24 protein-coding genes and 1 pseudogene are annotated in these 23,359 nt (G+C 40.7%); 16 read left to right on the top strand and 9 right to left on the bottom strand.

Annotated features, from left to right (window positions below):
* Positions 1–114 precede the first annotated feature (114 nt).
* Together CVS81_RS01880 and CVS81_RS01875 are read left to right on the top strand one after the other, a co-directional pair.
* A complete protein-coding gene (locus CVS81_RS01880) occupies positions 115–1,386 on the top strand; it encodes an anthranilate synthase component I family protein (protein ID WP_107964916.1) in 1,272 nt (423 codons plus the stop codon).
* 252 nt (positions 1,387–1,638) lie between these two features.
* On the top strand, positions 1,639–1,881 hold the full coding sequence (locus CVS81_RS01875) for a phosphatidylserine decarboxylase (protein ID WP_413784304.1): 243 nt from the start codon (positions 1,639–1,641) through the stop codon (positions 1,879–1,881).
* Positions 1,882–2,217: 336 nt separating this feature from the next.
* Here CVS81_RS01875 and ychF read toward each other — a convergent pair whose 3' ends face one another.
* From ychF to rpiB, 6 genes are read right to left on the bottom strand one after another with little or no spacing between them, the layout of a single operon-like run.
* On the bottom strand, positions 2,218–3,321 hold the full coding sequence (ychF, locus tag CVS81_RS01870) for a redox-regulated ATPase YchF (RefSeq protein WP_107964915.1): 1,104 nt from the start codon (positions 3,319–3,321) through the stop codon (positions 2,218–2,220).
* Positions 3,321–4,772 carry a leucyl aminopeptidase gene (locus tag CVS81_RS01865; protein ID WP_107964914.1) on the bottom strand — a complete coding sequence of 484 codons (1,452 nt, stop codon included), beginning with the start codon at positions 4,770–4,772 and terminating at the stop codon, positions 3,321–3,323. The genes ychF and CVS81_RS01865 overlap by 1 nt, the downstream gene beginning before the upstream one ends.
* Positions 4,753–5,358 carry a DedA family protein gene (locus CVS81_RS01860; protein ID WP_107964913.1) on the bottom strand — a complete coding sequence of 202 codons (606 nt, stop codon included), beginning with the start codon at positions 5,356–5,358 and terminating at the stop codon, positions 4,753–4,755. The genes CVS81_RS01865 and CVS81_RS01860 overlap by 20 nt, the downstream gene beginning before the upstream one ends.
* A 1-nt stretch (position 5,359) precedes the next feature.
* Positions 5,360–5,908 carry an adenine phosphoribosyltransferase gene (gene apt, locus CVS81_RS01855; protein WP_107964912.1) on the bottom strand — a complete coding sequence of 183 codons (549 nt, stop codon included), beginning with the start codon at positions 5,906–5,908 and terminating at the stop codon, positions 5,360–5,362.
* A 20-nt stretch (positions 5,909–5,928) separates the two neighbouring features.
* Positions 5,929–6,261, bottom strand: coding sequence for a hypothetical protein (locus CVS81_RS01850; RefSeq protein WP_002939538.1), 333 nt, complete (start codon positions 6,259–6,261; stop codon positions 5,929–5,931).
* On the bottom strand, positions 6,258–6,701 hold the full coding sequence (rpiB, locus tag CVS81_RS01845) for a ribose 5-phosphate isomerase B (protein ID WP_021086444.1): 444 nt from the start codon (positions 6,699–6,701) through the stop codon (positions 6,258–6,260). The genes CVS81_RS01850 and rpiB overlap by 4 nt, the downstream gene beginning before the upstream one ends.
* A 109-nt stretch (positions 6,702–6,810) precedes the next feature.
* Between rpiB and CVS81_RS01840 the strand changes: the two genes are divergently transcribed.
* Positions 6,811–8,196: a DUF4139 domain-containing protein gene (locus CVS81_RS01840; protein ID WP_107964911.1), complete on the top strand. Its 1,386-nt coding sequence runs from the start codon at positions 6,811–6,813 to the stop codon at positions 8,194–8,196.
* Between the two features lie 18 nt (positions 8,197–8,214).
* Here CVS81_RS01840 and CVS81_RS01835 read toward each other — a convergent pair whose 3' ends face one another.
* The 3 genes from CVS81_RS01835 to folD are packed head-to-tail and all read right to left on the bottom strand — an operon-like array spanning position 8,215 to position 10,626.
* Positions 8,215–8,871 carry a site-2 protease family protein gene (locus tag CVS81_RS01835; protein WP_107964910.1) on the bottom strand — a complete coding sequence of 219 codons (657 nt, stop codon included), beginning with the start codon at positions 8,869–8,871 and terminating at the stop codon, positions 8,215–8,217.
* Entirely contained in the window at positions 8,858–9,763 is a 906-nt protein-coding gene (lepB, locus tag CVS81_RS01830) for a signal peptidase I (RefSeq protein WP_107964909.1), read from the bottom strand. The genes CVS81_RS01835 and lepB overlap by 14 nt, the downstream gene beginning before the upstream one ends.
* 11 nt (positions 9,764–9,774) lie before the next feature.
* Entirely contained in the window at positions 9,775–10,626 is an 852-nt protein-coding gene (gene folD / locus CVS81_RS01825; RefSeq protein WP_107964908.1) for a bifunctional methylenetetrahydrofolate dehydrogenase/methenyltetrahydrofolate cyclohydrolase FolD, read from the bottom strand.
* An 83-nt stretch (positions 10,627–10,709) separates the two neighbouring features.
* On the opposite strand from folD, the pseudogene CVS81_RS09820 reads away from it, so the two are divergent.
* The 13 genes and pseudogenes from CVS81_RS09820 to CVS81_RS01760 form a co-directional block, all read left to right on the top strand.
* A pseudogene (locus CVS81_RS09820) lies at positions 10,710–11,045 on the top strand (c-type cytochrome); the annotation flags it as partial.
* A gap of 275 nt (positions 11,046–11,320) precedes the next feature.
* The gene (hemL, locus tag CVS81_RS01815; RefSeq protein WP_107964906.1) at positions 11,321–12,604 is read left to right on the top strand and encodes a glutamate-1-semialdehyde 2,1-aminomutase; all 1,284 of its coding nucleotides are present in this window, start codon (positions 11,321–11,323) and stop codon (positions 12,602–12,604) included.
* The gene (locus CVS81_RS01810; RefSeq protein ID WP_012001455.1) at positions 12,604–12,885 is read left to right on the top strand and encodes an AtpZ/AtpI family protein; all 282 of its coding nucleotides are present in this window, start codon (positions 12,604–12,606) and stop codon (positions 12,883–12,885) included. Before hemL ends, CVS81_RS01810 begins: the two co-directional genes overlap by 1 nt.
* Positions 12,833–13,387: a hypothetical protein gene (locus tag CVS81_RS01805; RefSeq protein WP_234399504.1), complete on the top strand. Its 555-nt coding sequence runs from the start codon at positions 12,833–12,835 to the stop codon at positions 13,385–13,387. The genes CVS81_RS01810 and CVS81_RS01805 overlap by 53 nt, the downstream gene beginning before the upstream one ends.
* Positions 13,377–14,621, top strand: coding sequence for an MFS transporter (locus CVS81_RS01800; RefSeq protein WP_107964904.1), 1,245 nt, complete (start codon positions 13,377–13,379; stop codon positions 14,619–14,621). Before CVS81_RS01805 ends, CVS81_RS01800 begins: the two co-directional genes overlap by 11 nt.
* 3 nt (positions 14,622–14,624) lie before the next feature.
* A complete protein-coding gene (locus CVS81_RS01795) occupies positions 14,625–16,280 on the top strand; it encodes a flagellar hook-length control protein FliK (RefSeq protein WP_107964903.1) in 1,656 nt (551 codons plus the stop codon).
* A complete protein-coding gene (locus CVS81_RS01790; RefSeq protein ID WP_223227339.1) occupies positions 16,277–16,543 on the top strand; it encodes a FlhB-like flagellar biosynthesis protein in 267 nt (88 codons plus the stop codon). The genes CVS81_RS01795 and CVS81_RS01790 overlap by 4 nt, the downstream gene beginning before the upstream one ends.
* 67 nt (positions 16,544–16,610) lie before the next feature.
* The gene (locus tag CVS81_RS01785) at positions 16,611–18,311 is read left to right on the top strand and encodes a methyl-accepting chemotaxis protein (RefSeq protein ID WP_107964902.1); all 1,701 of its coding nucleotides are present in this window, start codon (positions 16,611–16,613) and stop codon (positions 18,309–18,311) included.
* 34 nt (positions 18,312–18,345) lie between these two features.
* Entirely contained in the window at positions 18,346–18,912 is a 567-nt protein-coding gene (locus tag CVS81_RS01780) for a CheB methylesterase domain-containing protein (RefSeq protein ID WP_107964901.1), read from the top strand.
* The gene (locus CVS81_RS01775) at positions 18,902–19,726 is read left to right on the top strand and encodes a CheR family methyltransferase (RefSeq protein ID WP_107964900.1); all 825 of its coding nucleotides are present in this window, start codon (positions 18,902–18,904) and stop codon (positions 19,724–19,726) included. Before CVS81_RS01780 ends, CVS81_RS01775 begins: the two co-directional genes overlap by 11 nt.
* An 88-nt stretch (positions 19,727–19,814) precedes the next feature.
* Complete coding sequence (gyrA, locus tag CVS81_RS01770) at positions 19,815–22,436, top strand: DNA gyrase subunit A (RefSeq protein ID WP_107964899.1); 2,622 nt, start codon at positions 19,815–19,817, stop codon at positions 22,434–22,436.
* A gap of 44 nt (positions 22,437–22,480) precedes the next feature.
* Entirely contained in the window at positions 22,481–22,981 is a 501-nt protein-coding gene (locus tag CVS81_RS01765; protein WP_107964898.1) for an LPP20 family lipoprotein, read from the top strand.
* Positions 22,957–23,349 (top strand): hypothetical protein, encoded by a 393-nt coding sequence (locus CVS81_RS01760; RefSeq protein WP_103575248.1) that lies wholly within the window; start codon positions 22,957–22,959, stop codon positions 23,347–23,349. The genes CVS81_RS01765 and CVS81_RS01760 overlap by 25 nt, the downstream gene beginning before the upstream one ends.
* Positions 23,350–23,359 lie beyond the last annotated feature (10 nt).

Raw genomic sequence — 23,359 nt, 5'->3', positions numbered from 1 at the left:
CCAAGGGGCTCTTAAAAAAATAGTAAAAAAGGGGTAAATTTAAAAATTTAGCCAAAATTCTAAAAAGTAAAAGCGAAAATTTTTTATAATCAATAAAAATTTAAAAGGAAAAAGATGCTCTTAGAACAACCACTTTTTTATTATGAAGCGATCAGAGAGAAATTTAAAAATAGCTACCTTGCTGAAGACAAGACGCAAACGATAATCGGCATAGACTGCGAATATATTGATGAAAAGGATATGGACTTTTACGGACTTAGAAGCTACTTTGATACTAATCGTAACAGATCGCTCGCACCTTTTGCCGGGCTTTTTGGCGTTTTTGCATATGACGGCGTGAGATACTTTGAGTATATCGGTGAAGAGAAGGCTAAAAAGTATGAATTTCCAAAATTTATCTACGCCGACGCAAAAGCATATCTGCACTTTGATAAGATGAGTAAAATTTACACTTTTTATGGAGATAAAGAGAGATATTATGACTTTTTGCTAAATTTAAAGGCAGGCAATGGCACTGAAAAAGAGTGCGAATTTAGTATAAAAACTGATCTTAGTAGCGAAAAGAAACACTTTGAAGATATGGTTGAAGTAGCAAAAGAATACATAAGAAGCGGCGACGTCTTTCAGGTGGTGCTTGGGGAGCTGCTTGAAATTTCGACAAATATGAGTAGTCTAGACTTTTACAAAAAGCTAGCTAACGCAAATCCTAGCCCATATATGTTTCATTTTCCTACGCCTTATGGCGATGTGGTCGGCTCGTCGCCTGAGCTTGTTTTTGAGATGAAAAGCGAGCAAATTTTTGTAGCACCGATCGCTGGCACAAGACCAAGAGGCGGCGATGCAAACGCTGATGTGGCGCTTGAAAATGAGCTACTAAGCGACGAAAAGGAGCTGGCTGAACATAAGATGCTAATCGATCTTGCCAGAAATGACATCGGCAGGGTCTCAGAGCCAAAGAGCGTGGTCGTGAAAAATGCGATGCATATCCAGAAATTTGAAAAAGTGATGCATATCGTTAGCGACGTCTATGGCAAGTGTGCTATGGAGCTTAACCTTTTTGACGTGCTAGCTAGCATCTTCCCAGCTGGCACGCTAAGCGGTGCGCCAAAGATCAGAGCGATGCAGATAATTAATGAGCTTGAAATTTTTGAGCGAAATATCTATGGCGGGGGCATTGGATTTTTGCATTTTAATGGCGACGCTCAGGTTGCGATCCTCATCCGCTCAGCTATCTTTGTGCCAGCCAAAAACGGCTTTAGCGACGTCTTTGTCGGAGCTGGAGCTGGCATAGTCTATGACTCAAAGAGCGAGAAAGAGTATGCTGAAATTTGCCACAAACGAGCCAGCGTGGTAAATGTCTTTAAAAACAGTGCAAAAGAGGTTTAGACTTGCAAATCAGGAGCTTTTATGTCAGGACAAAATTTGATCCTAGTCATAACGATTTTTGTTTTTATATGTGCGTGTTTTATGGCGTATAGGGATAATAAAAAGAATTTGCAAAATAAAGCGAGATAAAATTTATTAAATTTGCAAGGTGGCAAATCAACCTGCAAGAGTAAATTTGCGTTGTTTGGCTATATTTTTTAAAAGAGCAACTAATGTCAAGATAAATTTATCCTATCTAACGACCCTATTTTTGTGGGTGCGCTAAACGCTAGCAAGATGAAATTTTGTTTTGATGAGCGCATCCAAACAAATGTGGTGGCAAATTTTACGCAAATTTATGAGTATGAAAATTTACACATCAAAAAGGGCGAGCGTCTTGGAAATTTCGAGCTTGGCTCAACCATCGTCATACTTAGCGAAAAAGATGCGACCAAATTTAAGCTCTTTGAAAACAAAGAGCTAAAATTTGCTGAAGCGATCAGGCTTATAAAATAATACGTTAAGCATATAAGTAAAATTTTATATATCCATTATAATATGAGTTATAGTCTTCAAAATATTATATGTATGAAGGCTTGTAAAAGATGATGAGCACATTATTTTATCTACCAAAATTTCTCTAGGATTAAGATTTGATAGGCTCATCTGTAAGCTGGTATTTGTTTTACTAAGTCGATAGCTTTTATATCATTTAAATATATTAATAAGATATAAGATTATGACTTATCGTATTTTTTAAACTTGTTATAAAAAATTTAAATTTGCCTTGCAACCCAAGGCTTAAATATTGTTATAAAAAATTTTAGCTATTTAGCCCAAAAAGGGCTAAATTTAGACATTAAACCTAAAGTGCATCACGTCGCCATCTTGCACGATGTACTCTTTGCCTTCAAGTCTCATCTTGCCAGCCTCTTTGGCTCCATTTTCGCCGCCATGTGCGATGTAGTCATCATAGCTTATCACTTCAGCTCTGATAAAGCCCCTCTCAAAGTCATTGTGGATGACACTTGCTGCTTTTGGCGCTTTCCAGCCATTTGTGATCGTCCAAGCCCTTACTTCAACGACGCCAGCGGTGAAATAGCTTATCAAATTTAGCTTCGCAAAAGACGTTTTGATGATCTTTTCAAGGCCGCTCTCACTCGTGCCAAGAGATGCCAAAAACTCGTGAGCCTCCTCATCGCTTAGGCCTATTAGCTCCTCTTCGACCTTGGCGCAAAGCTTGATCACCTCGTGGTCTGAGGCCTTAGCATACTCTTTTAGCGCTTTTACAAATTTATTATCTTCGCTAAGTCCCTCTTCATCGACATTTGCGCCATAAACTACCTCTTTTGCGCTTAGAAGTCTTAGCTCTTTGTTAAGCGCCAAAAATGCCTCGCTATCTCTTTGCTCAAAGCTGCTCGCACTTTTGCCATCGTTTAGGTGAGCCAAAAGCAAATTTGCTATCTCAAGCGCCTCTTTAGCACCTTTTGCATTTGCTTTTGCCTCTCTTGTGAGCTTTTCTATCTTTTTGTTTAGCTGCTCGATGTCAGCTAGTATCAGCTCGGTTTGGATGATCTCGATGTCTCTTACTGGATCGACGCTACCCTCGACGTGAGTGATGTTCTCATCCTCAAAGCAGCGAACGATATGCAAAATAAGCTCTGTCTCTCTGATGTTTGATAAAAATTTATTGCCAAGACCCTCGCCAGAGCTAGCCCCTTTTACAAGGCCTGCGATATCTACGAATTCGATGGTTGAATATTGAATTTTATTAGGACTAACTATCTTTGCAAGCTCATTTAGGCGCTTATCAGGCACTGGCACGATGGCTTTGTTTGGCTCGATAGTGCAAAACGGATAGTTCGCACTCTCGGCGTTTTGCGCCTTTGTAAGTGCATTAAATGTCGTTGATTTGCCCACATTTGGCAGGCCTACTATTCCAACTGAAAGTCCCATCAATTCTCCTTGCTAAGTGCTTGTAAAAAGTATAAATTCATCCTAACTCCTGCTCCACTCGCACCTGCTTGGTTATATCCCCAAGCCTTTTCGCGGTATGCTGGACCTGCGATATCAAGGTGTAGCCACTTATCTTTATACTCATCTTTGATAAATTTGGCTAAAAACATGCCAGCTGTGATCGCGCCGCCATATCTGCTTGAGGCGCAGTTGCTAACGTCTGCGATCTGGCTTTTGATAAGCTCGCTAAGATAAGGGTTAAAATCAAGCGTAGTCGCTAGCTCGCCGCTATCTTTTATCTTGTTTTTAAACTCGCTTTTTAGGCTCTCGCTGTTGCCCATGATGCCTGTCGTGTATTCGCCAAGTCCCACGACGCAAGCGCCAGTTAGGGTTGCCATGTCGATTAGGATGTCTGGCTTAAAGTCTTGCGCGTAGCTTAGGCAGTCAGCCAGCACCAAACGTCCCTCCGCGTCGGTGTTTCTAACCTCTATGCTAACGCCACTTCTTGAAATAAGCACGTCGTCTGGCTTATAAGCGTTGCCGCCGATCATATTTTCAGTGGCGCCTAAAATGGCGTGAATTTCAAATGGTAAATTTAGCTCTGCTGCGCCTTTTATGATGCCAAGTGCTGCTGCTGCACCGCTTTTGTCTGACTTCATAGTGAGCATATAATCAGCCGGCTTCAAGCTAAGTCCGCCACTATCGTATGTTAGCCCTTTGCCAACAAAGATGATGCGTTTTTTAGACTTTTTAGGCTTATAGGTTAGGTGGATGAGCCTTGGTTTATGCACGCTTGCGCGATTTACCGCTAAAAATGCGTTCATATTCTCTTTTGCTAGAAATTTCTCGTCATAGACCTCGCACTTTATGCTTGCGATGTTTTTGGCTAAATTTTGCGCATCCTCGGCCATCTTTTGCGGTGTGTAAATTTCTGGGATTTCATTTACGATATCTTTTGTGAAATTTGTAGCACTTGCTATTATCTCTGCCTCTTTAAAGCCCTCGTTTGCTGCCTTTAGATCGACCTTTTTGCCAGCAAATTCTTCAGTTGAAAAGATGACCTCTTTTAGGGTGTATTTCTCTTTTTTCTCTTTATATTTGTTAAATTCATAGCTCCCAAGCAAAAAGCCCTCAGCTAGTGCTTCAAAGCTTAGTTTTTGGCACTCCGCTACGTAAGAAGCTAGCTTTATGCTCTTGATGTTTAGTGACTTTAGTGCGTTATAAGCTTTCGCGGCTGCAACCCTAAGCTCATCAAGATCAAGCTTAGAAAGTGGCACGTAAGCCCTTTTTGCTTCGCTTAGGATGAGGACGTTATCGCCCTTGTAATTGTTAAATTTAATAGCCTCTTTATCGCCTATAAATTTATGTTTTAACTCCTTATCTACTACGAAAATTAGTTCAATATCAGCTTTTATATCTTTTAATTTTTTATCAACTATTTGAAACTGCATGTCTTCTGTCTCTCCTTTCGTTTAAAATTTTATTTTCGATGCGCTTAAATGTGTAGATCAAAAGCCCCATAAATATGGCAACCATTGGGATAGCGACATACCAGTGCTCTTTTGCTTTTTGAAGCAGCACTAATATATGCTCGCCAAGTATCCAAGCAGGTATGGTGGTGATCGCCGCCCAGCACCAAGCGCTGATTAAATTTATAAAGGCGTATTTTTTAGCGTCATAGCCAGTAAGTCCTATGCAAAGCGGTATGATGACACGAAAGCCATACATATAGCGTTGCAAAAAGATGATCGGCCAGCCATATTTTTTCAGCATTATGTGCGCCACTGCAAATTTTCTCCGCTGCGTGTGAAGCCTTTTTGCGATGTATTTTTTATTGTAACGGCCAAGGTAGAAGTAAATTTGATCACCCACAAAGCCTCCAAGTCCAGCCACAAAGATAGCAAGCGCGATGTGCATGTGCGTGGTGTGAGCGAGAATTCCAGCCATTATTAAGGCCATCTCGCCCTCCATGATACACCAGACAAAAAGTATGATGTAGCCGTACTCTTTAAGCAGTTCTATAAAAAACTCTTCCATTCTAAACCTCTAAAACGCTGTAAATTTTAGTAAGCGACTTTAGCTTTTCGCTACCTTTTAGATCGACTAGATCTATGAGAAAGCACGCTTCTACGCAGGTTGCGTTAGTTTGATTGATAAGCTCAACTGAAGCTTTTGCAGTGCCTCCAGTGGCTATGAGATCGTCCATCAAAAGCACTCTAGCGCCCGCTTTTTCTCCAAAAGCATCGATGTGAATTTGCACTTCATCGACGCCGTATTCTAGGCTATACTTTTGAGAAAGTGTGATAAAAGGCAGTTTTTTTGGCTTGCGAATAGGCACAAAAGGCAGCCTTAGTCTTGCTGCAAGCGCCGCACCAAAGATGAAGCCACGTGACTCGATGCCAGCGATGTAATCAATCTTTGCGTCCTCGTATCTAGCTACCAAATGGTCTATCAAAAAGTTAAACGCCTCTTTGTTGTTTAGTAGTGTCGTAATGTCACGAAAGACTATGCCAGGCTTTGGAAAGTCGTTTATGCAGCGAATAGAGTTTAGTAAAAATTCTTTGCCTTTTTGATCTAAAACTTTCATAAATTTCCTTAAATTTGATCTTATAGTAGCGCTTCGATCTTGCCTTCAAGCTCACGAATACGCTGTCTTAGCTTGTCGTTTTCTAAGCGGTACTGGGAATTTCTTGTGCGAAGTGATGTTACGTCGTTTTTAGTTTTGTTTAGCTCGTCTGTCAAGATGTCGATGTTGCCTAGACTTCGTTGGAGCTGGATCTGAAATTTTCTTATGACGACCTCGGTATCTTGGAGGTTATTTTTCATAAAATCTTTTGTCGCACGCTCTTTTTTTAGAAGCGTTTTGAAGTAAAAAACCATGACGGTTAGGTAGATCGCAGCACAAACAAGAGCGGTAAAAACGATCCACTCGCCTATCATTTGCCTGCCTCAAGCTCTATTTTTTTGACTCTTCTTTCGTGTCTGCCGCCTGCAAACTCAGTCTTTAAAAAGGCTTCAACCGCCGAGATAGCCACGCCTGCGCCAATAACCCTTGCGCCAAAAGCGATTACGTTTGCGTCGTTGTGCTCTCTTGCAAGTCTAGCGGTAAATTCGTCGTGACAAAGGGCGCACCTTACGTTTTCGTGCCTATTTGCAGCTATTGATATGCCTATGCCTGTGCCACAAACTAGCACGCCGTAGCAGTTAGGCTCAAGCTTGCTCGCTAGCAAATGCGCATAATCAGGGTAATCAACGCTATTTTTATCGTTTGTGCCAAGATCAACTACTTCGTATCCAAGCCCTTTAATAGCCTCTTTAAGCTCGTTTTTTAGCTCAAAACCAGCGTGATCGCTAGCTAAGAAAACTTTGTCTATCTTCATGAAAAGTCCGTTAAATTTTTTGTTGATTATAGTCAAAGTTGCATTAAAATAAAATTTTACTCTCAGCCAAAATGAAGCTATAATTTACCAAAAATTTAAAGGAGAAAATATGAAAAAAGCACTCTTTTTAGTGGCTTCTACGCTAGCCTTTGCAAATGAAAATTTGATAGAGATCTACACAGATCAAACCATCATCACTCAAAAATTTAGTGACGCAAATAGCTCTTTTAGCGCCTTTGTGCCAGAGGGTGTGCAGAGTGAGAACATCACTATAAATGGGGATTGTGACGCGAATGCTTATCTAAAAAAGATCAGCGAAGAAAATAGCCCAAGTTACATAAAATGGAAGCAAGAAGTCGCAAATTTAAGTAGCAAGATTGAGGCGCTAGATGCAAGAGGTAGATTTATAGAGCAAGCTTTGGTAGAAGAAAACAAAAGTAACGATGTGACAAAAAGAGCTGATGAGTTTTATAAATTTAGCCTAGATAATATCGAGAAAATTTCAGCTGCTAAAAGTGAGCTTGAAGCGCTTAAAGAAAATGAGCCAAAGAGCGAGATGGCTGGATTTTTGCAGCTTGATATGAAATTTGCTTGCGACCCAAAAGAGGCGACGCTTTCATACATGGATGATGAGGCCCCAAAGACGCTAAATGAAATTTATGCAGACACAAAAAACAAAAATATCTTGATAAAACAAGAAATTTTACTCACCAACCCATTTGCCAGCGATGTTAAAAATTTAAAGCTCGCCATCTATCCGACCAGATATCAAAAAGCGCTTGTTCCAAGCAAATTTTACCCTTGGTACGAGGAGAGCGAGGCTGAAGCTGATGGTTACGGCGCTTCAAAAAATATGCTAAGAGCTGCTAAAGTCGCCGCTGAGGTCGCTGATATGCGTGTGCAAAGAGATGAGAATGAGTTTGCCAAAATTTGGAAGATAGATGGGATAAATTTAGCAAAAGGCGAGAGCAAATATATAACTTATGATACGCAAAAAATGGATGCAAATTTTAGCGTTTTTGCTGATTTTTACGGCTCGCTAAAGGCATATAACGTAGCTAGCTTTAAGCTAAATGATGATCTAACGCCAGCCAAAACGCAGTTTTATGTTAATGGTGTTAGTGTTGGCAGTCCAAGCGAGTTTGAGATGAAAGCTAAAGATGAGCCCACTCAGCTATTTTTGGGACAAAACGAGCTAATCGAGCTTAAAAAAGAGCGATTAAATAAATTTAAAAAGAGCTCGCTTCTTGGCAAAGACCGCATAAGCGAAGAGGGCTATGAGATAAGCGTCAAAAATAACTCAAGTAAAAGTGTCGATGTCACCTTGGTCGATCGCGTGCCAGTATCTGCCGACGAGGCGGTAAAGGTCGAGATAAAGGGCTTTGATAAAAAAGATATCAGCAAGGATGGCAAGGTGGAGCTTAAATTTAGCCTTGCACCAAAAGAGGAATTTAAAAAAGAGTACTCTTATAAGATCACAAAGTCAAAAATTTAGAGCAAATTTGCTCTAAATTTAGCCATTTATAAATGCACTTGCGATATCTAAAACGTATCTTGTCGGATAAAAGATAGTATCTTTTAAAGGCGAGACGAGGATGACGATAAGGATGACAAAGCCATATCTTGAGATGCCCTCAAGCTTTTCAGCTAGTGCGTGAAAGCCAAAATTTCTAAGCGCGTACTGGACTGCGTGAAAACCATCAAGTGGCGGGATCGGATAGAGATTAAAGATGGCTAACATCAAATTTAAAAGCGCAAGCGTAAATAAAAACTGAAGTAAAATTTCAAAGATTTCTATATTTAATAAAGCCTTTAGCACAAAAAGCGACAAGATGCCTAAGATGACGTTGTAGCAAATGCCAGCTAGACTTACGTAGATAGCTGCCTTGTAGCCGCCATTTCGCACGACTGTGTAGGTATTTACAGGCACTGGTTTTGCCCAGCCAAACATCATACCAGTGCTTAGATAAAGCACCAGTGGCACGATGATAGTGCCAACAAGATCGATGTGTTTTATAGGATTTATGCTAAGTCTGCCAAGATTTTTTGCGGTGTTGTCGCCAAATTTATAAGCGACATATCCGTGAGCGATCTCGTGACCGACGATGGCGATTATTAAAGAGATGACGATAGTGGCGACTTTTATGGGGTCAAAATTAGTGAAGTCCATCAACTTCTCCCTCTTTTAGAGCTTGTTTTGTGAAAAACTCATCGTTTTCTATAGTATCTACAAAGCGTCCGACACGCTCCCAGCGTATTTGAAAATTACTATCAAAGCTCATGTATATGAACCATGGTTGTCCAACTATGTATTTATATGCCACGCTTCCCCAAAAACGGCTATCTTGTGAGTGGTCGCGGTTGTCGCCTATCATAAAGTACTCATCTTTTGGCACTTTTACGTAAAATGCATTAAATTTAAAATTTGGATTTTGAGATAGCGAGCTAATGAGCGCTGGCTTCATAAAAACGCTTGATTTATCAATATTTAGACTAAAAGCCATATGCTCAAATAAATTTTCCTTCTCATCATAGTGGATGCCACTAAATTTATATGGCTCTTTTATAAAGAGCTTGCCGTCAAGATCTACGACATCGCTGCATGAGTAGCCAAATTTGCTCTTTTTGCCGTTTAAATTCTCTCGGCAGTTTGCCTTTATAAAGCTATCTCCTTCTTTTGGGCGTAGATAAAATGTTTTTCCAGTAAAAACTACCTCATCTTCGCCAGTTGCAAAGCAGCGCTTTACATAGTGAGTTTTTTTGTCTTTGGGATATAAAAAAACAACAATATCGCCTCTTGCTGGACCTTGTCCAGTGATAATATGACCATTGTTGTTTATGTCTGGAAAAACTTTTAGATTAACAAAAGGTATGGTTGGCGTGGGTACACCATAAACATATTTTTTAGCAAATAAAAAATCCCAAACTAAAAGCGTGTTTTTCATCGAACCAGATGGGATCACAAAGGCTTGAGCTATGAAAAATATAACAAAAAGCACGATGATGACCGTGCCTGTCCAGCTCGAGCAAAAGTCATAAAATTTAGTAAAAGCTCTCTTCATTATCTCACTCTTTAATTTTTAGCTATCTTTGCTTGTGCAGCAAGGATTGTGTTGTTTAAAAGCATGGCTATGGTCATCGGGCCAACGCCGCCAGGAACAGGCGTGATATATGAGCATTTTGGTGCGACCTCGTCAAAATCCACATCGCCCACAAGCCTGCCATCATCAAGTCTGTTTATACCTACATCAACGACTACTGCGCCATCTTTTACCATGTCAGCCTTTAAGAAAAATGGCTTGCCAATGGCTGCAACGATGAGGTCGGCATTTTTGCAAATTTCTTTTAAATTTTTAGTCTTGCTGTGCGTCACAGTAACCGTTGCAGAGGCGTTTAGAAGTAAATTTGCCATAGGTTTGCCAACGATGTTGCTTCTTCCGATCACCACTGCATTTAGCCCAGCCACTTCTATGCCATACTCTTTTAAAATTTCCATCACGCCAAGCGGGGTACAAGGCACGAAGCCTTCAAGTCCGCTAACAAGTTTGCCAACATTTACAGCGTGAAAGCCATCTACGTCTTTTCGTGGATCGATCGCTGCGAGCACGACGTTTGTGTCGATGTGCTTTGGCAGTGGCAATTGAACCAAGATGCCATGGATACTATCGTCTAAATTTAGCACGTTTATAAGTGCTAGAAGCTCGTTTTGGGTTGTATTTTCGCTTAGACGGTGAGCCACGCTTTTTATGCCGTATTCGTTGCAGGCTTTCTCTTTTGCTCTAACGTATGTTTGAGATGCCTTATCTTCACCGACTAAGACGACGGCTAAGGTTGGCTCGACACCAAATTTCTTTAGCTCATCAGCTCTTATTTTTACGCTTTCTTTGACCTTTAAAGATACGGCTTTTCCGTCTAAAATTTTCATATTCGATCCTTACTTAAAAGCTTTTTTAATCACAAGGGTGGTATCATACCTAAAAATAAATTAAATTTTTAAAAGAGAGGTTTATGAGGTCTGTTTTTTTGATTTTGCTTTTTTGCGTGGCGATTTTTGGAGCTGATTTTATCACAAAGACCGAGTACGCCAAGATGCTCTACCTAAATCCACGTGGCATAGGCTGTGATAAATGTCACGGCGCAAAGGGCGAGGGCAGCCTAATCTCTAAATACAAGCACTTTGACAAAAAAGCAAACAAAACGGTCGATGATGAGCTTAGAGCGCCAAAGATAAATGATATAGACTTTGAGAGCTTTAAAGCAGCTCTTACAAAGCCAAAAGGCGTCATGCCAAGCTACTTTTTGACAGACGAGGAGACGACTATACTTTATGAGTACATCACAAATAAGATGAAAACTCCCACAAAATCGGCCAAAACACAAAATTTAACCAAGCCTGCCACGCCTGCTGCTACGCAAAAACAGCCTGAACCCGCTAAAGCCGCCTCAAGCGCAAAAGCAGTAGAGCCAGCCACTACTCAGGCACAAAAGGCCCCAGTAAAACCAGCTGAGCCCGCAAAGCCAGCCACTACGCAGGCACCAAAACCGCCAGTAAAACCAGCAATAAATCAAAAAGATAATCAAAAGACAAATTTAAAAACACAAAATCAAAAGGATAAAAAATGACAAATAAAGAGGCATTTAGCGAAGCTAAAAAATATATCCCAGGCGGCGTAAATTCACCTGTTCGTGCATTTGGCAGCGTTGGAGGCGAGCCTGTGATGATAGATCATGCCAAGGGGGCTTATCTATACGATGTCGAGGGTAAAAAGTACCTTGACTTCATCCAAAGCTGGGGTCCGCTCATCTTTGGTCACTGCGACAAAGATATAGAAGAAGCGATCATCTCTGCTGTAAAACAAGGCGTTTCTTACGGCGCTCCATCACCAAAAGAGACCGCTCTAGCAAAGCTAATATGTGACGAGTTTAAACAAATAGATAAAATTCGCTTCGTTAGCTCTGGCACTGAGGCTACCATGAGTGCTATCAGAGTGGCTAGAGGATATGCTAAAAAAGACGGACTTATCAAATTTGAAGGCTGCTATCACGGACATAGCGACGCACTTCTTATTAAAGCAGGAAGTGGCGCTACGACATACGGCAACGCTTCAAGCGGCGGCGTGCCACAAGATGTTGTGAAAAACACATACCTAGCAGTTTATAACGACATCCAGAGCGTAAAGGCCATTTTTGAGAACAATAAAGACAAAATAGGCGTCGTCATAATCGAGCCAATTGCTGGAAATATGGGGCTTGTGCCAGCTGATAAGAAATTTTTACGTGAGCTTAGAGAGCTTTGCGATAAATTTGGCGCTGTGCTCATTCTTGATGAGGTTATGAGCGGCTTTAGGGCTTCTCGCCTCGGCTCATATCCATTTCACGAAGTAGATGCTGATCTTGTCACATTTGGCAAGGTTATAGGCGGAGGTATGAACGTTGCTGCATTTGGTGGCAAAGCTGAAATCATGGACTGCTTAAGTCCAGAAGGCGCTGTCTATCAAGCAGGTACGCTAAGTGGCAACCCAGTGGCGATGAGCGCTGGTATAGCGGCAATTTCAAAGATAAATAGTGACGCAAATTTATACGCTAGACTTGAAAAACTAGCTAAAAAACTAATGGAGGGCTTTAAAGAGGCAGCAAAAAGCGCTGGCATCGCTATACAAACCGATGTTCGTGGCTCTATGTTTGGCTACTTTTTTACAGAGCATGCCGTAAAAAACTACGACGATGCGCTAAAGAGCGACACAAAACTCTTTGCTAAATTTCACCAAGCGATGCTTAAGCGTGGAATTTATCTTGCACCTAGCCAGTTTGAGACTGGATTTATCTGCGATGCGATGAGTGAAGCGGATATCGATCTAGCGGTAAATGCAGCTAAAGAGGCATTTTTGGAGATAAAAGCTTAATGGCAAAATTTAAGATAAAAGATATCGTTGCAGGGGCTGAGCAGCTAAGCCTTGGCGTTTCAATCGTAGTTGCGATCTTGCTTGGCACTGGGCTAGGATATCTTGTAAAAAAGGCTACAAATTTCACGCCAGCACTTTGGATAGGCTTTGCTATTGGCATCGCAGCTGCCATTTTAAATGTCTATAAAGCCTATAAAGCGCAGGTTAAAAGCCTAGATGAGCTAAAGGATGAGACTAGATATAAAGGCTACACAAAAGACGATGATGACGAGGACGATTAGCAGGCTTTTTATTTGCTACTTTGCGCTTTGGCTAGCCCTTAGCGTGGTTGGCAAATTTATATCAAATCAATTTTTTATAAGCTCGCAAATTTCATTTTTTGCCTCGCTTATCATCCTAACGGCTAGCTTTTTTGCCTATAAAAATCGCATAAACTCAAGGCTAGAAAATGCAAGAGAGGAAATTTTAGCCAAGATAGAAGAAGAGGACGAAGAGGATGATGAAATTTTGCCCCAAAATGAGGCAAAAGAGTTTAGCCTAAAAGATGAAAAAGCAAGGCTAAAAAAACAGAAATTTTCATTTAAAGATAAAAGCTTTGTAGCGGCATTTATGCCTTATCGCTTGGTTGCGTATGCGATGCTTTTTTTTGGATTTATATTTTTAAAAAATGAAAATTTACTAAATGTGCCTGGCTTTTTGGTGGGGCTTGCTCCGATGCCCATTGGAGCTTTTATCTTTGGGATAATGCAAAATGATTTAAGAAAGGACGCAGATGGCAAGTAGCTTTAGGATCATTCGCTCGATGGGGCCGCTATTTTTAGGCATGAGCCTACTTTTTATAGGCAATGGCCTAGTCATCGCATCTTGTAGTGCGCTTCTTAAGCAAAATGGCGTAGGCGAGCTTGCGATTGGACTAATTAACACTGGATTTTTCATAGGAGCGTTAATTAGCACGATCACAGCGCACAGGGTCATCTCAACCACCGGCCATATCAGAGCTTTTGCTATCTTTTCAGCTATCTTTGCAGTCTCAGCCATGCTTCACGCCATAAGTGAAAATTTGATCTTTTGGGCGATTTTGCGAGCCTTTTTGGGATATTGCTACTACGCACTTTTGATGGTTATAGAAAGCTGGCTAAACGCTAAAATCCCAAACAAGATAAGATCGCGCGTCATCGCCTTTTACGAGTGCGTTTTCTACACGAGCTTTGGACTTGGAATTTTGATCTTAGCACTTGATCTTAGCGCATTTGAAATTTTTATCATCAGCGCAGCTTTTATCATGCTCTCAAGCATACCTTTAAATTTAATCCGCATCAACCAGCCTCAAATCCCGCAGCGCCAACCCATAAACATCCCAAAAATTTTTGGTATTGTCCCGCTAGCACTCGTGGGAGCGCTCGTTGCAGGACTTGCGATAAATGGCTTTTTTTCTATGGCAAGCCTCTTTGTCTTGCTTCAAGGATATAGCGCAAAAGAGGCGTCATTTTTTATGACTATAGCGATGGCTGGGGGCTTTTTGGCTCAAACGTTTATCGGAGGCTTTTCAGATAAATATGGCAGACGCCCAGCGCTCTTGCTTTGTAGCGTTGTATCTTTAATCAGTGCGGTTTTATTTTTGCTAAATGGCTCAAATTTGATCGTTCAATACATACTTTCGTTTTTCTTTGGCGGCGGCATTTTTTGCACATACGGACTTTCGCTTGCTAGAGCAAATGACGAGATCACAGACAAGACAAAGAGCGTCCAAGTGGCACGCGCGCTGCTTTTTAGCTACTCTTTTGCCTCGCTTTTCTCGCCACTTCTTATGAGCTACGCGATGAAAATTTTTGGTGCATTTGGCTTTATCTATGTCTATTTGGTGCTTTATGTTGGGCTCATTTTATTTGCGCTAACGCAAAAGACCATACCGCAGCACATGAGAAAAGACTACAACGACAGGCTTGTCGCAAGGACGGCTGGTATAGCTACTATTAAGCAAAATGGCAATTTTGCCGATAGAGAAAATAAAAAGTAGAAAATGGACGTAGCAAATTCTCTAAATATCTCAAACACCTCGGTTCAAACTGGGCAAAACGCCGCCCAAAACGCGCCTGTCCGTAAAAACGAGGGTTCGCTTTTTAAAAATCAGCCAGCTCAGCCAGCTGGGACGCCAAGCGAGCAGACCGTCTCAAACGCCCTTGATAACGTTGGCAAGCTAGTTGCAAGGGTGCTTGATGATTTAAAAAGCGCTTCAAGCCTTAGTAAAGCTGAGCAAATTTTATCTCAGGCAAAAGATACTAAGATCGCTCCAAATTTAGCTAGCGAGCTCTCAGACCTTGCAAAAAGCCTAGAGGTAGAAGCTGCGCAAAATGAAAGCCCTGAGATAAAGAGCCTTGCACTAAAACTAAAAGAATTTCTAAAACCAATAGCAGGTCTCAAAGCTGGCTCGCTAAATGATCAGATCAAAAACTCAGGCGTCATGCTTGAAGCAAATTTAAAAGATGCACTTACTCCAGAGAAGCTGCCAAGCTCGATACAAAAGCTACTAAGCGATATAAAAAATCTCTCAAATCAAAATTTTCTTAGTCAAATTTTAACTCTAAATGATGAGAGCTTGGACAATCAAAACTCGTTTATGAAGCTTACTTCGATGCTTGAAAAAGCGAGCGGTGATGCTAAAAACATCCTTGATAACTCAAGCATAAAAACGCTTTTAAAAGATGTGGATAAGCTTGATAATGTGGCTAAATTTCTAGATAAAAACTTCTCAAAAGAGCAAAGCGCAGACGCGGTTAAAAGCCAGATAGTCAAGATGGAGAATTTCATCTCAAATTTAAGCGAGAAGGTAGCAAATTTAGCAAGCGAAAAGCTAAATCAAAGTGCGGCTTTTAGCTCAAATCACAAAGAGCTAAAAACTATCCTTGAAAATCTAAAAAATGATCTAAAAATGCTAAATAACATAGGCGATGAAGCGGGGCTTGTAAAGGCGTTTAATGAGCTTAGCGACGTCTCAAAAGAGGGTAGCTTGCAAGATAAGCTCCAAAGTGCGGCAAGACGCCTAGCTCACAGCCTAAGCTTGGCTGATAGTGAAGCAAGTACAGCTAAAAGCGATCTATTTGAGAGTAAGGCGCTTTTAAAGCAGCTAAAACTAGCCACAAGCGACATAAATAACATCACGACAAAGAGCGGCAGTGAAATTTCAAAGGTGCTAAATCAAGATGTAAAAAGCACTCTTTTAAATATCAGTGAAAAGAGCCAAAACGCCCAGAGCGTAAATGCTGCAAACAAGATGATCTCACAAATCGAGATGCACCAGATGGTCTCAAGCTTGCAAGGAGGCATACAAACTTATATGCCTTATATCTGGGACGGCGTGGAGGGCGGAAATGTCGCGTTTAAACAGGGCAAAAAGGATAAATTTTATGCCCAGATCGATCTAAATTTTAAAAAATTTGGCCAGATAAATGTGATGGTTGGACTTGTGGATAAACGCTATATCGATCTATCGGTGGCAACGCAGACAAATGAGTTTAAAGAGCTTATCTTAGGAAATTCAAGCGAGCTAAAACAGGCTATCTCAAAGCTTGGACTAATCGTTTCAAATTTTAACATCAAAACCTTGCCAAAGGTGAAGCTAAACGATAGATTTAAAAATTTTGGCGGCCTTGATGTGGGCTTTGATAAGAAAATTTGATGCAAGTAAATAAGAAAAAAGCCGTCGCTCTTGGCTATAACAGATCGCAAGATAACGCTCCAAAGGTGCTTGCAAGCGGTGCTGGCGAGATAGCAAATAAGATAATAAGCCTAGCAAAAGAGCATGACATACCGATCAAAGAGGATCCTGATCTCATTGAAATTTTAAGCAAGGTCGAGGTTGATCAAGAGATACCGCCAAATTTATATAAAGCGGTGGCTGAGATATTTAGCTTTTTATATAAGATCACAAATAAAAAGTAAATATTGCACTTTAATAGTGCTATAATCTCAAAATTAAGGAAATTTAAACATTAAAAAAGGAGGTGTTATGAAAATTTCATCAAAAGTGACGATGATGATCGTCTCGTCCCTACTGGTGCTTGGAGCCATCTTAGTCTTTCTAAACATTTACGAGCAAAACAAAGCGATAGAATTTTCTACCAAACAGCTAACTGAAACGGTTTTAGCCGACAAAAGGGCAGCTTTAAGTGAAGAGATGGATATCGTCTCAAGCATTTTGCTAAAAATTCAAGAGGTCTATGACGACGCAAACGAGACCATAGAAGATCAAAAAGAAGATATTATCGACTATCTCTCAAGGGCTAGATTTGGCGATGGCAAGCTTGGTTACTTTAGTCTCTCAACAATAGATGGCGTGGTTATTGCAAACCCTGGTATACCTGAATTTAATGGACAAAATAGGCTTGACGCAACTGACGCAAATGGCTATAAATATGTAAAAGAGCTTATCGAAAAGGCTAAGCAAAATAGTAATGGAGACTTTGTAAATTTTGTTGCGAAGTCAAAGGATGGCAATACTATAAGAAAGATAGCACGTGGACAAAAGCTAAATTTATTTCATGAGGATGTGCTTTTGATGTCTGTTGTTGATCTTGAGGGCATGTATAAAGAGATAGATAAAATTTCAGCCACTATGCAAAATGATGCCAATGCAAACACTACAAATTTCATTGTTATAGCTGTCGTGGTTTTAATCATCTCACTAATAGTTGCTATGCTTTACTCTAAATTTTCTATCACAAAACCGCTAAATGAGCTAATCATGCGGGCTACAAATCTCTCAAGTGGCGATGGCGATCTAACAAGAAAACTAGAAGTCGTTGGCAAAGATGAGATAGCTAAAGCCAGCGAGGCTATAAATAAATTTATAGAAAAAGTAAGGGTTTTAATCGCCGAGGCAAAAGATATCTCAAATGAAAACAGCTCAATAGCAAACGAGCTTAGCTCAACCTCCGTCCAAACTGGTCGCGGGGTAGAAAACTCAAGCAAGATAGTTGAGGGCGCTGGGAAGGATTGCGCTGAGATACAATCATATATGAAAGATTCAATCGAAGTTGCAAAAGGTGGCAAAGATGATCTTCAAAAGGCGCTAACCTACGTTGATGAGACCTTAAATACCATCTCAAATTTATCTTCAGAGATCGCTCAGACATCAGATATTGAGAACCAAATGGCTGGCAAGATCGAGCAGCTTAGCCGTGACGCTGAGCAGGTAAAATCAGTCCTCGTGGTTATAAATGACATTGCTGATCAGACAAATTTACTAGCTCTTAACGCAGCCATTGAAGCAGCACGTGCAGGAGAACACGGACGTGGCTTTGCAGTCGTTGCTGATGAGGTTAGAAAGCTAGCTGAGCGCACTCAAAAGAGCCTAACAGAGATAAACGCAACTATCAATGTCATCGTTCAAGCGATAAATGAAAGCAGCGAGCAAATGAGCATCAACTCTAAGCAAATAAGCGAGCTAACAGGCGTAGCAAACAACGCGCAAAACACCATACGAGATATGAGTGATATCATGAGATCAGCCATAGGACTATCTGATAAAACTATCGAGGACTATATAAAGACTGGCAAGGATATTGACGATATAGTAAAAAGCATGGAGGGCATAAGTCAAATTTCATCTCAAAGCACAAGAAGCGTAGAAGAGATAGCTTCAGCTGCTGAGCATCTAAACAAGATGACAGATACGCTAAATGCAAAACTTGGCGAATTTAGAACTTGATTTGTGTGGTAAATTTTAAATTTAAAGGCAATTAGTGGCTCAAAAACTGGTCTTAATAGGGGCTTCAACAGGAGGTCCAGGTCATATAAAAAAACTATTAAAAGATATAAATTTAAATGGTGCGATGGTCATCATCGCTCAGCATATGAACAAGATGTTTATAAACTCATTTGTCACGCAAATGGGCAGGGAGTGCAACATAAATGTTGAAATTCTAAGCGAAAAGACAAATTTAAGAGAAAATATCGTCTATATCTGTGATCAAAATTTTGAAATTTCAGCGACTTTGCCAGTTAGCGCAAAGCCACAACCCGAGATAAAAACGATATACACGCCAAATGTTGATGTGCTTTTTAACTCAGGCACGCAGATCGCCAAAAATGTAAATTTACTTGCGATCTTGCTAACTGGCATCGGCGATGATGGTGCAGCTGGGCTTGATAAGCTCTATAAAGCAGGCGCAAAATGCATAGCTGAAAACGAAGAGAGCGCGATAGTTTATGGCATGCCAAAGCGTGCTAAGGAGCTAAATCAAAATTTAAAATCGTTAAATTTAATGATGATAAGAAAAGAGCTTGAGGAGTTTTTAAATGCTTTTTAACAAAGTGGATAAACAAAGCGAAGTTTTAGAGGCAAAAGCACCAAGCGACATGGATGGATTTAACGAATTTATGAGCACTATAAAGACGCTTTGCGGGGTCGATCTAGAGCCAAAGAGGGACATCACGCTGCAAAGAGTTAGTATATTTGCTAAAAATCGCCAGATAAAAAGCTTTAAAGATCTAGTTTCGATGATAAGATTTGACACGCTTCTTAGGCAAGATCTTTTAAATTTAGTCACCGTAAATGAGACATATTTTTATAGAGAGCTAGCACAGCTAAAAGACGTGATCTACTACGCAAAAGAGCTTGGAGAGGCTAGAATTTTATGTGCGCCTTGCTCAACTGGCGATGAGGCCTATTCGCTTGCTATGCTTGCTTATGAATTTGGCCTTAAACAAAGTGATATCCAGCTAACTGGCATCGACATAAACTCAGAAGCCATACAAGCTTGTAGCGTTGGATGCTACGGCGAGAGGAGCTTGCACAGACTAAGTGAGTTTCAAAAAGAGAGATTTTTTACAAAAAAAGATGACAAATTTTTCATCAAAAAAGAAATTTTGCCAAGGTGTGAGTTTAAAATTTTAAACGTTTTTGACGATGCGATGTTCAATCTTGGTAAATTTGACATCGTTTTATCTCGAAATATGATGATATATTTTGACGATACATTTAGGCTAAAGTGTGTAGAAAGGCTGCACAAGCTACTTAAACCAGAGGGCAGGCTCTACGCAGGACACGCTGATCTTGTGCCATACACACCACTTTATACAAAACGTTTTTCAAACGGAGCTACATATTACGAGCGTGCTTAAGGGTTAAATTTAACCCAGGCCGCTTTGCCCTTAGAAAGTTTTTATCAATTTTTAGCTAAAATCCCACAAGCTAAATTTAAGGATAAAAATGAAAGACAATCTACTTGAATTAACTCAAGATATCGCTTCAGTTGATATCGAAGATTCTATAAAAAATAGCTATCTTGACTACTCTATGAGCGTCATCGTCGGACGTGCTTTGCCTGATGCTAGAGACGGACTAAAGCCAGTTCATAGAAGAATTTTATACGCTATGGATAACCTCGGCGTTGGCAGCAGAAGTGCCTATATGAAGTCAGCTCGTATCGTCGGTGAAGTCATCGGTAAGTACCACCCACACGGCGACATAGCGGTTTATGACGCACTTGTTCGTATGGCTCAGAAATTTTCTATGCGTTATCCAGTCGTTGATGGACAAGGAAACTTTGGCTCGATTGATGGCGACAGCGCAGCTGCGATGCGTTATACCGAAGCTAGAATGACCATGCTTACTGAAGAGCTTTTAAAAGATATCGACAAAGATACGGTTGATTTTGTACCAAACTACGACGATAGAGAGGTTGAGCCAGATGTTTTGCCTAGCCGTGTGCCAAATTTATTATTAAACGGCTCAAGCGGTATTGCGGTCGGTATGGCGACAAATATCCCGCCACATAGCCTTGATGAGCTAATAGACGGTCTTTTGCTACTTCTTGAAAACAAAGAGGCGACACTTGAAGAGGTTATGGAATTTATCAAAGGTCCAGACTTCCCAACTGGCGGTATCATCTTTGGTAAAAAGGGCATCATAGAGGCCTACCGCACAGGTCGTGGCAGGGTCAAACTAAGAGCTAAAACTCACATAGAAAAAAAGCCAAACAAAGATGTCATCGTTATCGACGAGCTACCATATCAAACAAACAAAGCTAGACTTATCGAGCAGATCGCTGAGCTTGTAAAAGATAAGCAGATAGAGGGCATCAGTGAGGTTAGAGATGAGTCTGACAAGGACGGCATCCGTGTAGTTATCGAGCTAAAACGCGACGCTATGAGCGACATCGTGCTAAATAATCTCTTTAAATCAACCACGATGGAGAGCACTTTTGGCGTTATTATGCTTGCTATTAATAACAAAGAGCCAAAGGTATTTAACCTTATCGAGCTACTTAAGCTATTTTTAAATCACAGAAAAACTGTTATTATTAGAAGGACGATATTTGAGCTTGAAAAAGCGCGCGCAAGAGCCCACATCTTAGAGGGTCTAAAGATCGCTCTTGATAACATCGACGAGGTTATTGAGCTTATTAGAAATAGTGCCGATACAGCCGTTGCTAGAGAAGGCTTGATGAGTAAATTTAACCTCTCAGAGCTTCAAGCAAACGCTATCCTTGATATGCGTCTAAGCAAGCTTACAGGCCTAGAGAGAGAAAAACTAGAGGCCGAGCTAGCCGAGCTTATGACTGAGATCGCAAGACTTGATGAAATTTTAAAGAGCGAGACATTGCTTGAAAATTTGATCAAAGAAGAGCTTCTTGAGATCAAAAATAAATTTAAAGTACCAAGAGTTACTGAGATCGTTGATGACTACGATGATATCGACATTGAGGACCTCATACCAAATGAAAATATGGTCGTAACCATAACTCACCGCGGCTACATCAAGCGTGTGCCAAGCAAGCAGTATGAGAAGCAAAAACGCGGTGGCAAGGGCAAAGTAGCGGTCACGACATACGATGATGACTTTATAGAGAGCTTCTTTACTTCAAATACTCACGACACACTTATGTTTGTGACTGATCGCGGACAGCTTTATTGGCTAAAAGTCTATAAGATCCCAGAGGGAAGCCGCACAGCAAAAGGCAAAGCAGTTGTAAATTTGATCCAGTTGCAGCCTGATGAGAAGATCAAAGCGATCATCCCAACGACCGACTTTGACGAGAGCAAATCGCTAGCATTCTTCACTAAAAACGGCATCGTAAAACGCACAAATTTAAGCGAGTTTAAAAACATCCGCTCAGTTGGCGTAAGAGCGATCAGTCTTGATGAGAACGACGAGCTAGTAACTGCGCTCATCGCTCAAACATATGATGATATGCCAGTCACCGATCCTGAAAACGAGCTAAGCGTAGAGACAGAGGTGCTTGAAGTTGAAGAGCTTCAAAATGAGATCGACGAAGATAATGTAAATGCCGAAGAGGACGCAAACTCAGGCGATGAGACAATGTTATTTGTCGTTACTAAAAAAGGCATGTGCCTTAAATTTAAGATCAGCAAGGTTCGCCAAATGGGAAGAACTGCACGCGGCGTAACTGGTATCAAATTTAAAGAGTCAGGCGATGAGGTCGTAGGCGCAGCAGTCATTGAAAGCAATGATCAAGAAATTTTAAGCATATCTCAAAAAGGTATCGGTAAGCGCACAACAGCTGATGAGTACCGCTTGACAAACCGCGGCGGCAAAGGCGTTATCTGCATGAAGCTAACAAGCAGAACAGGCGATCTAGTAGGCGTTGTGATGGTTGATGAAGAGCAAGATCTAATGGCTCTAACATCAAGCGGCAAGATGATAAGAGTTGATATGCAAAGCATCCGCAAAGCAGGACGTAACACAAGCGGCGTTATCGTCGTAAATGTCGATGGCGACGATGTTGTAAGTATCGCAAGATGCCCTAAAGCAGATGATGGCGAAGATGAGGATGAAGCACCAAGCGAAGATATGGGGCTTTTGGAATAAATTTTGCTATTAAATTTTAAATAAAAGCATAAAAAAGGTTGTTTATGAAGGTTAAAATTTTATCTTTTGCTTTGATGATCGCTATTTTTAGCGGCTGCTCATTTAACGGCTTTATGGGCGAGCCAACTAGCACATCAAACCGCAACGTAGTCATCCAAAAGGTCGATAAAGACGATCTTAGAGAGGTGATGAAAAAAGAGAAGATGATATATGATAGCGCTCCAAGAGAGACCACTTTTAGAGCCACAGGCGAGGGCATAGCTCCGCTAAATTCGCTCTCATACGCTCAGTCAGTCACTCTTGCAAAAAGAGCAGCGATGGCTGATGCTTATTCGCAGCTTGCTGGCAAGCTTTATGGCGTAAAGATCAACGCTGAAGACACCGTAAGAGATGCGATGCTAAATGACTCATCTATCACTTCAAAGGTTCAAGGTCTTGTCAAAAATGCAAGGATCGTGAATGAAAATTTCAAAGACGGGCTTTATAAGGTAAATATGGAGCTTAAGATAGACGAAGACAAGTGGCGAGAAGTCTTTTCTTACTAACGATACTTTTAAATTTTGCCTTTTGCCTGGAGGAGTTTATCTTCTGGGCAAAGGTCGATACGAAAAATCAAATAGTTGCCTTTGAGGAAATTTCATTTTCAAAGGCGATGACCCTAACACCCAATCCAAAACCAAAATTTCTTTGTCAGATAGATGCTTTTAAAGATGAAAATACCACAACTCTTGGCTTTTTAAATTTACACAAAGATGAAATTTTTGACTGCTTTGCTTTAAAAAAAGTGATGATAAAAAATGAGCTAAATGTCAAAAACTCACAGGTCACAAACGCTTCAAATTTGAAAATTTTGCCAGTTAGATTTATGGTGGAATTTAAGCCAAAATCCGCTATCATCGGCACACTTCAATAAAAAAGAGATC

Source organism: Campylobacter concisus, assembly GCF_003049065.1.
GTDB classification, from domain to species: Bacteria; Campylobacterota; Campylobacteria; order Campylobacterales; family Campylobacteraceae; genus Campylobacter_A; species Campylobacter_A concisus_BE.
This window is presented reverse-complemented; position numbering and strand designations above follow the sequence as displayed.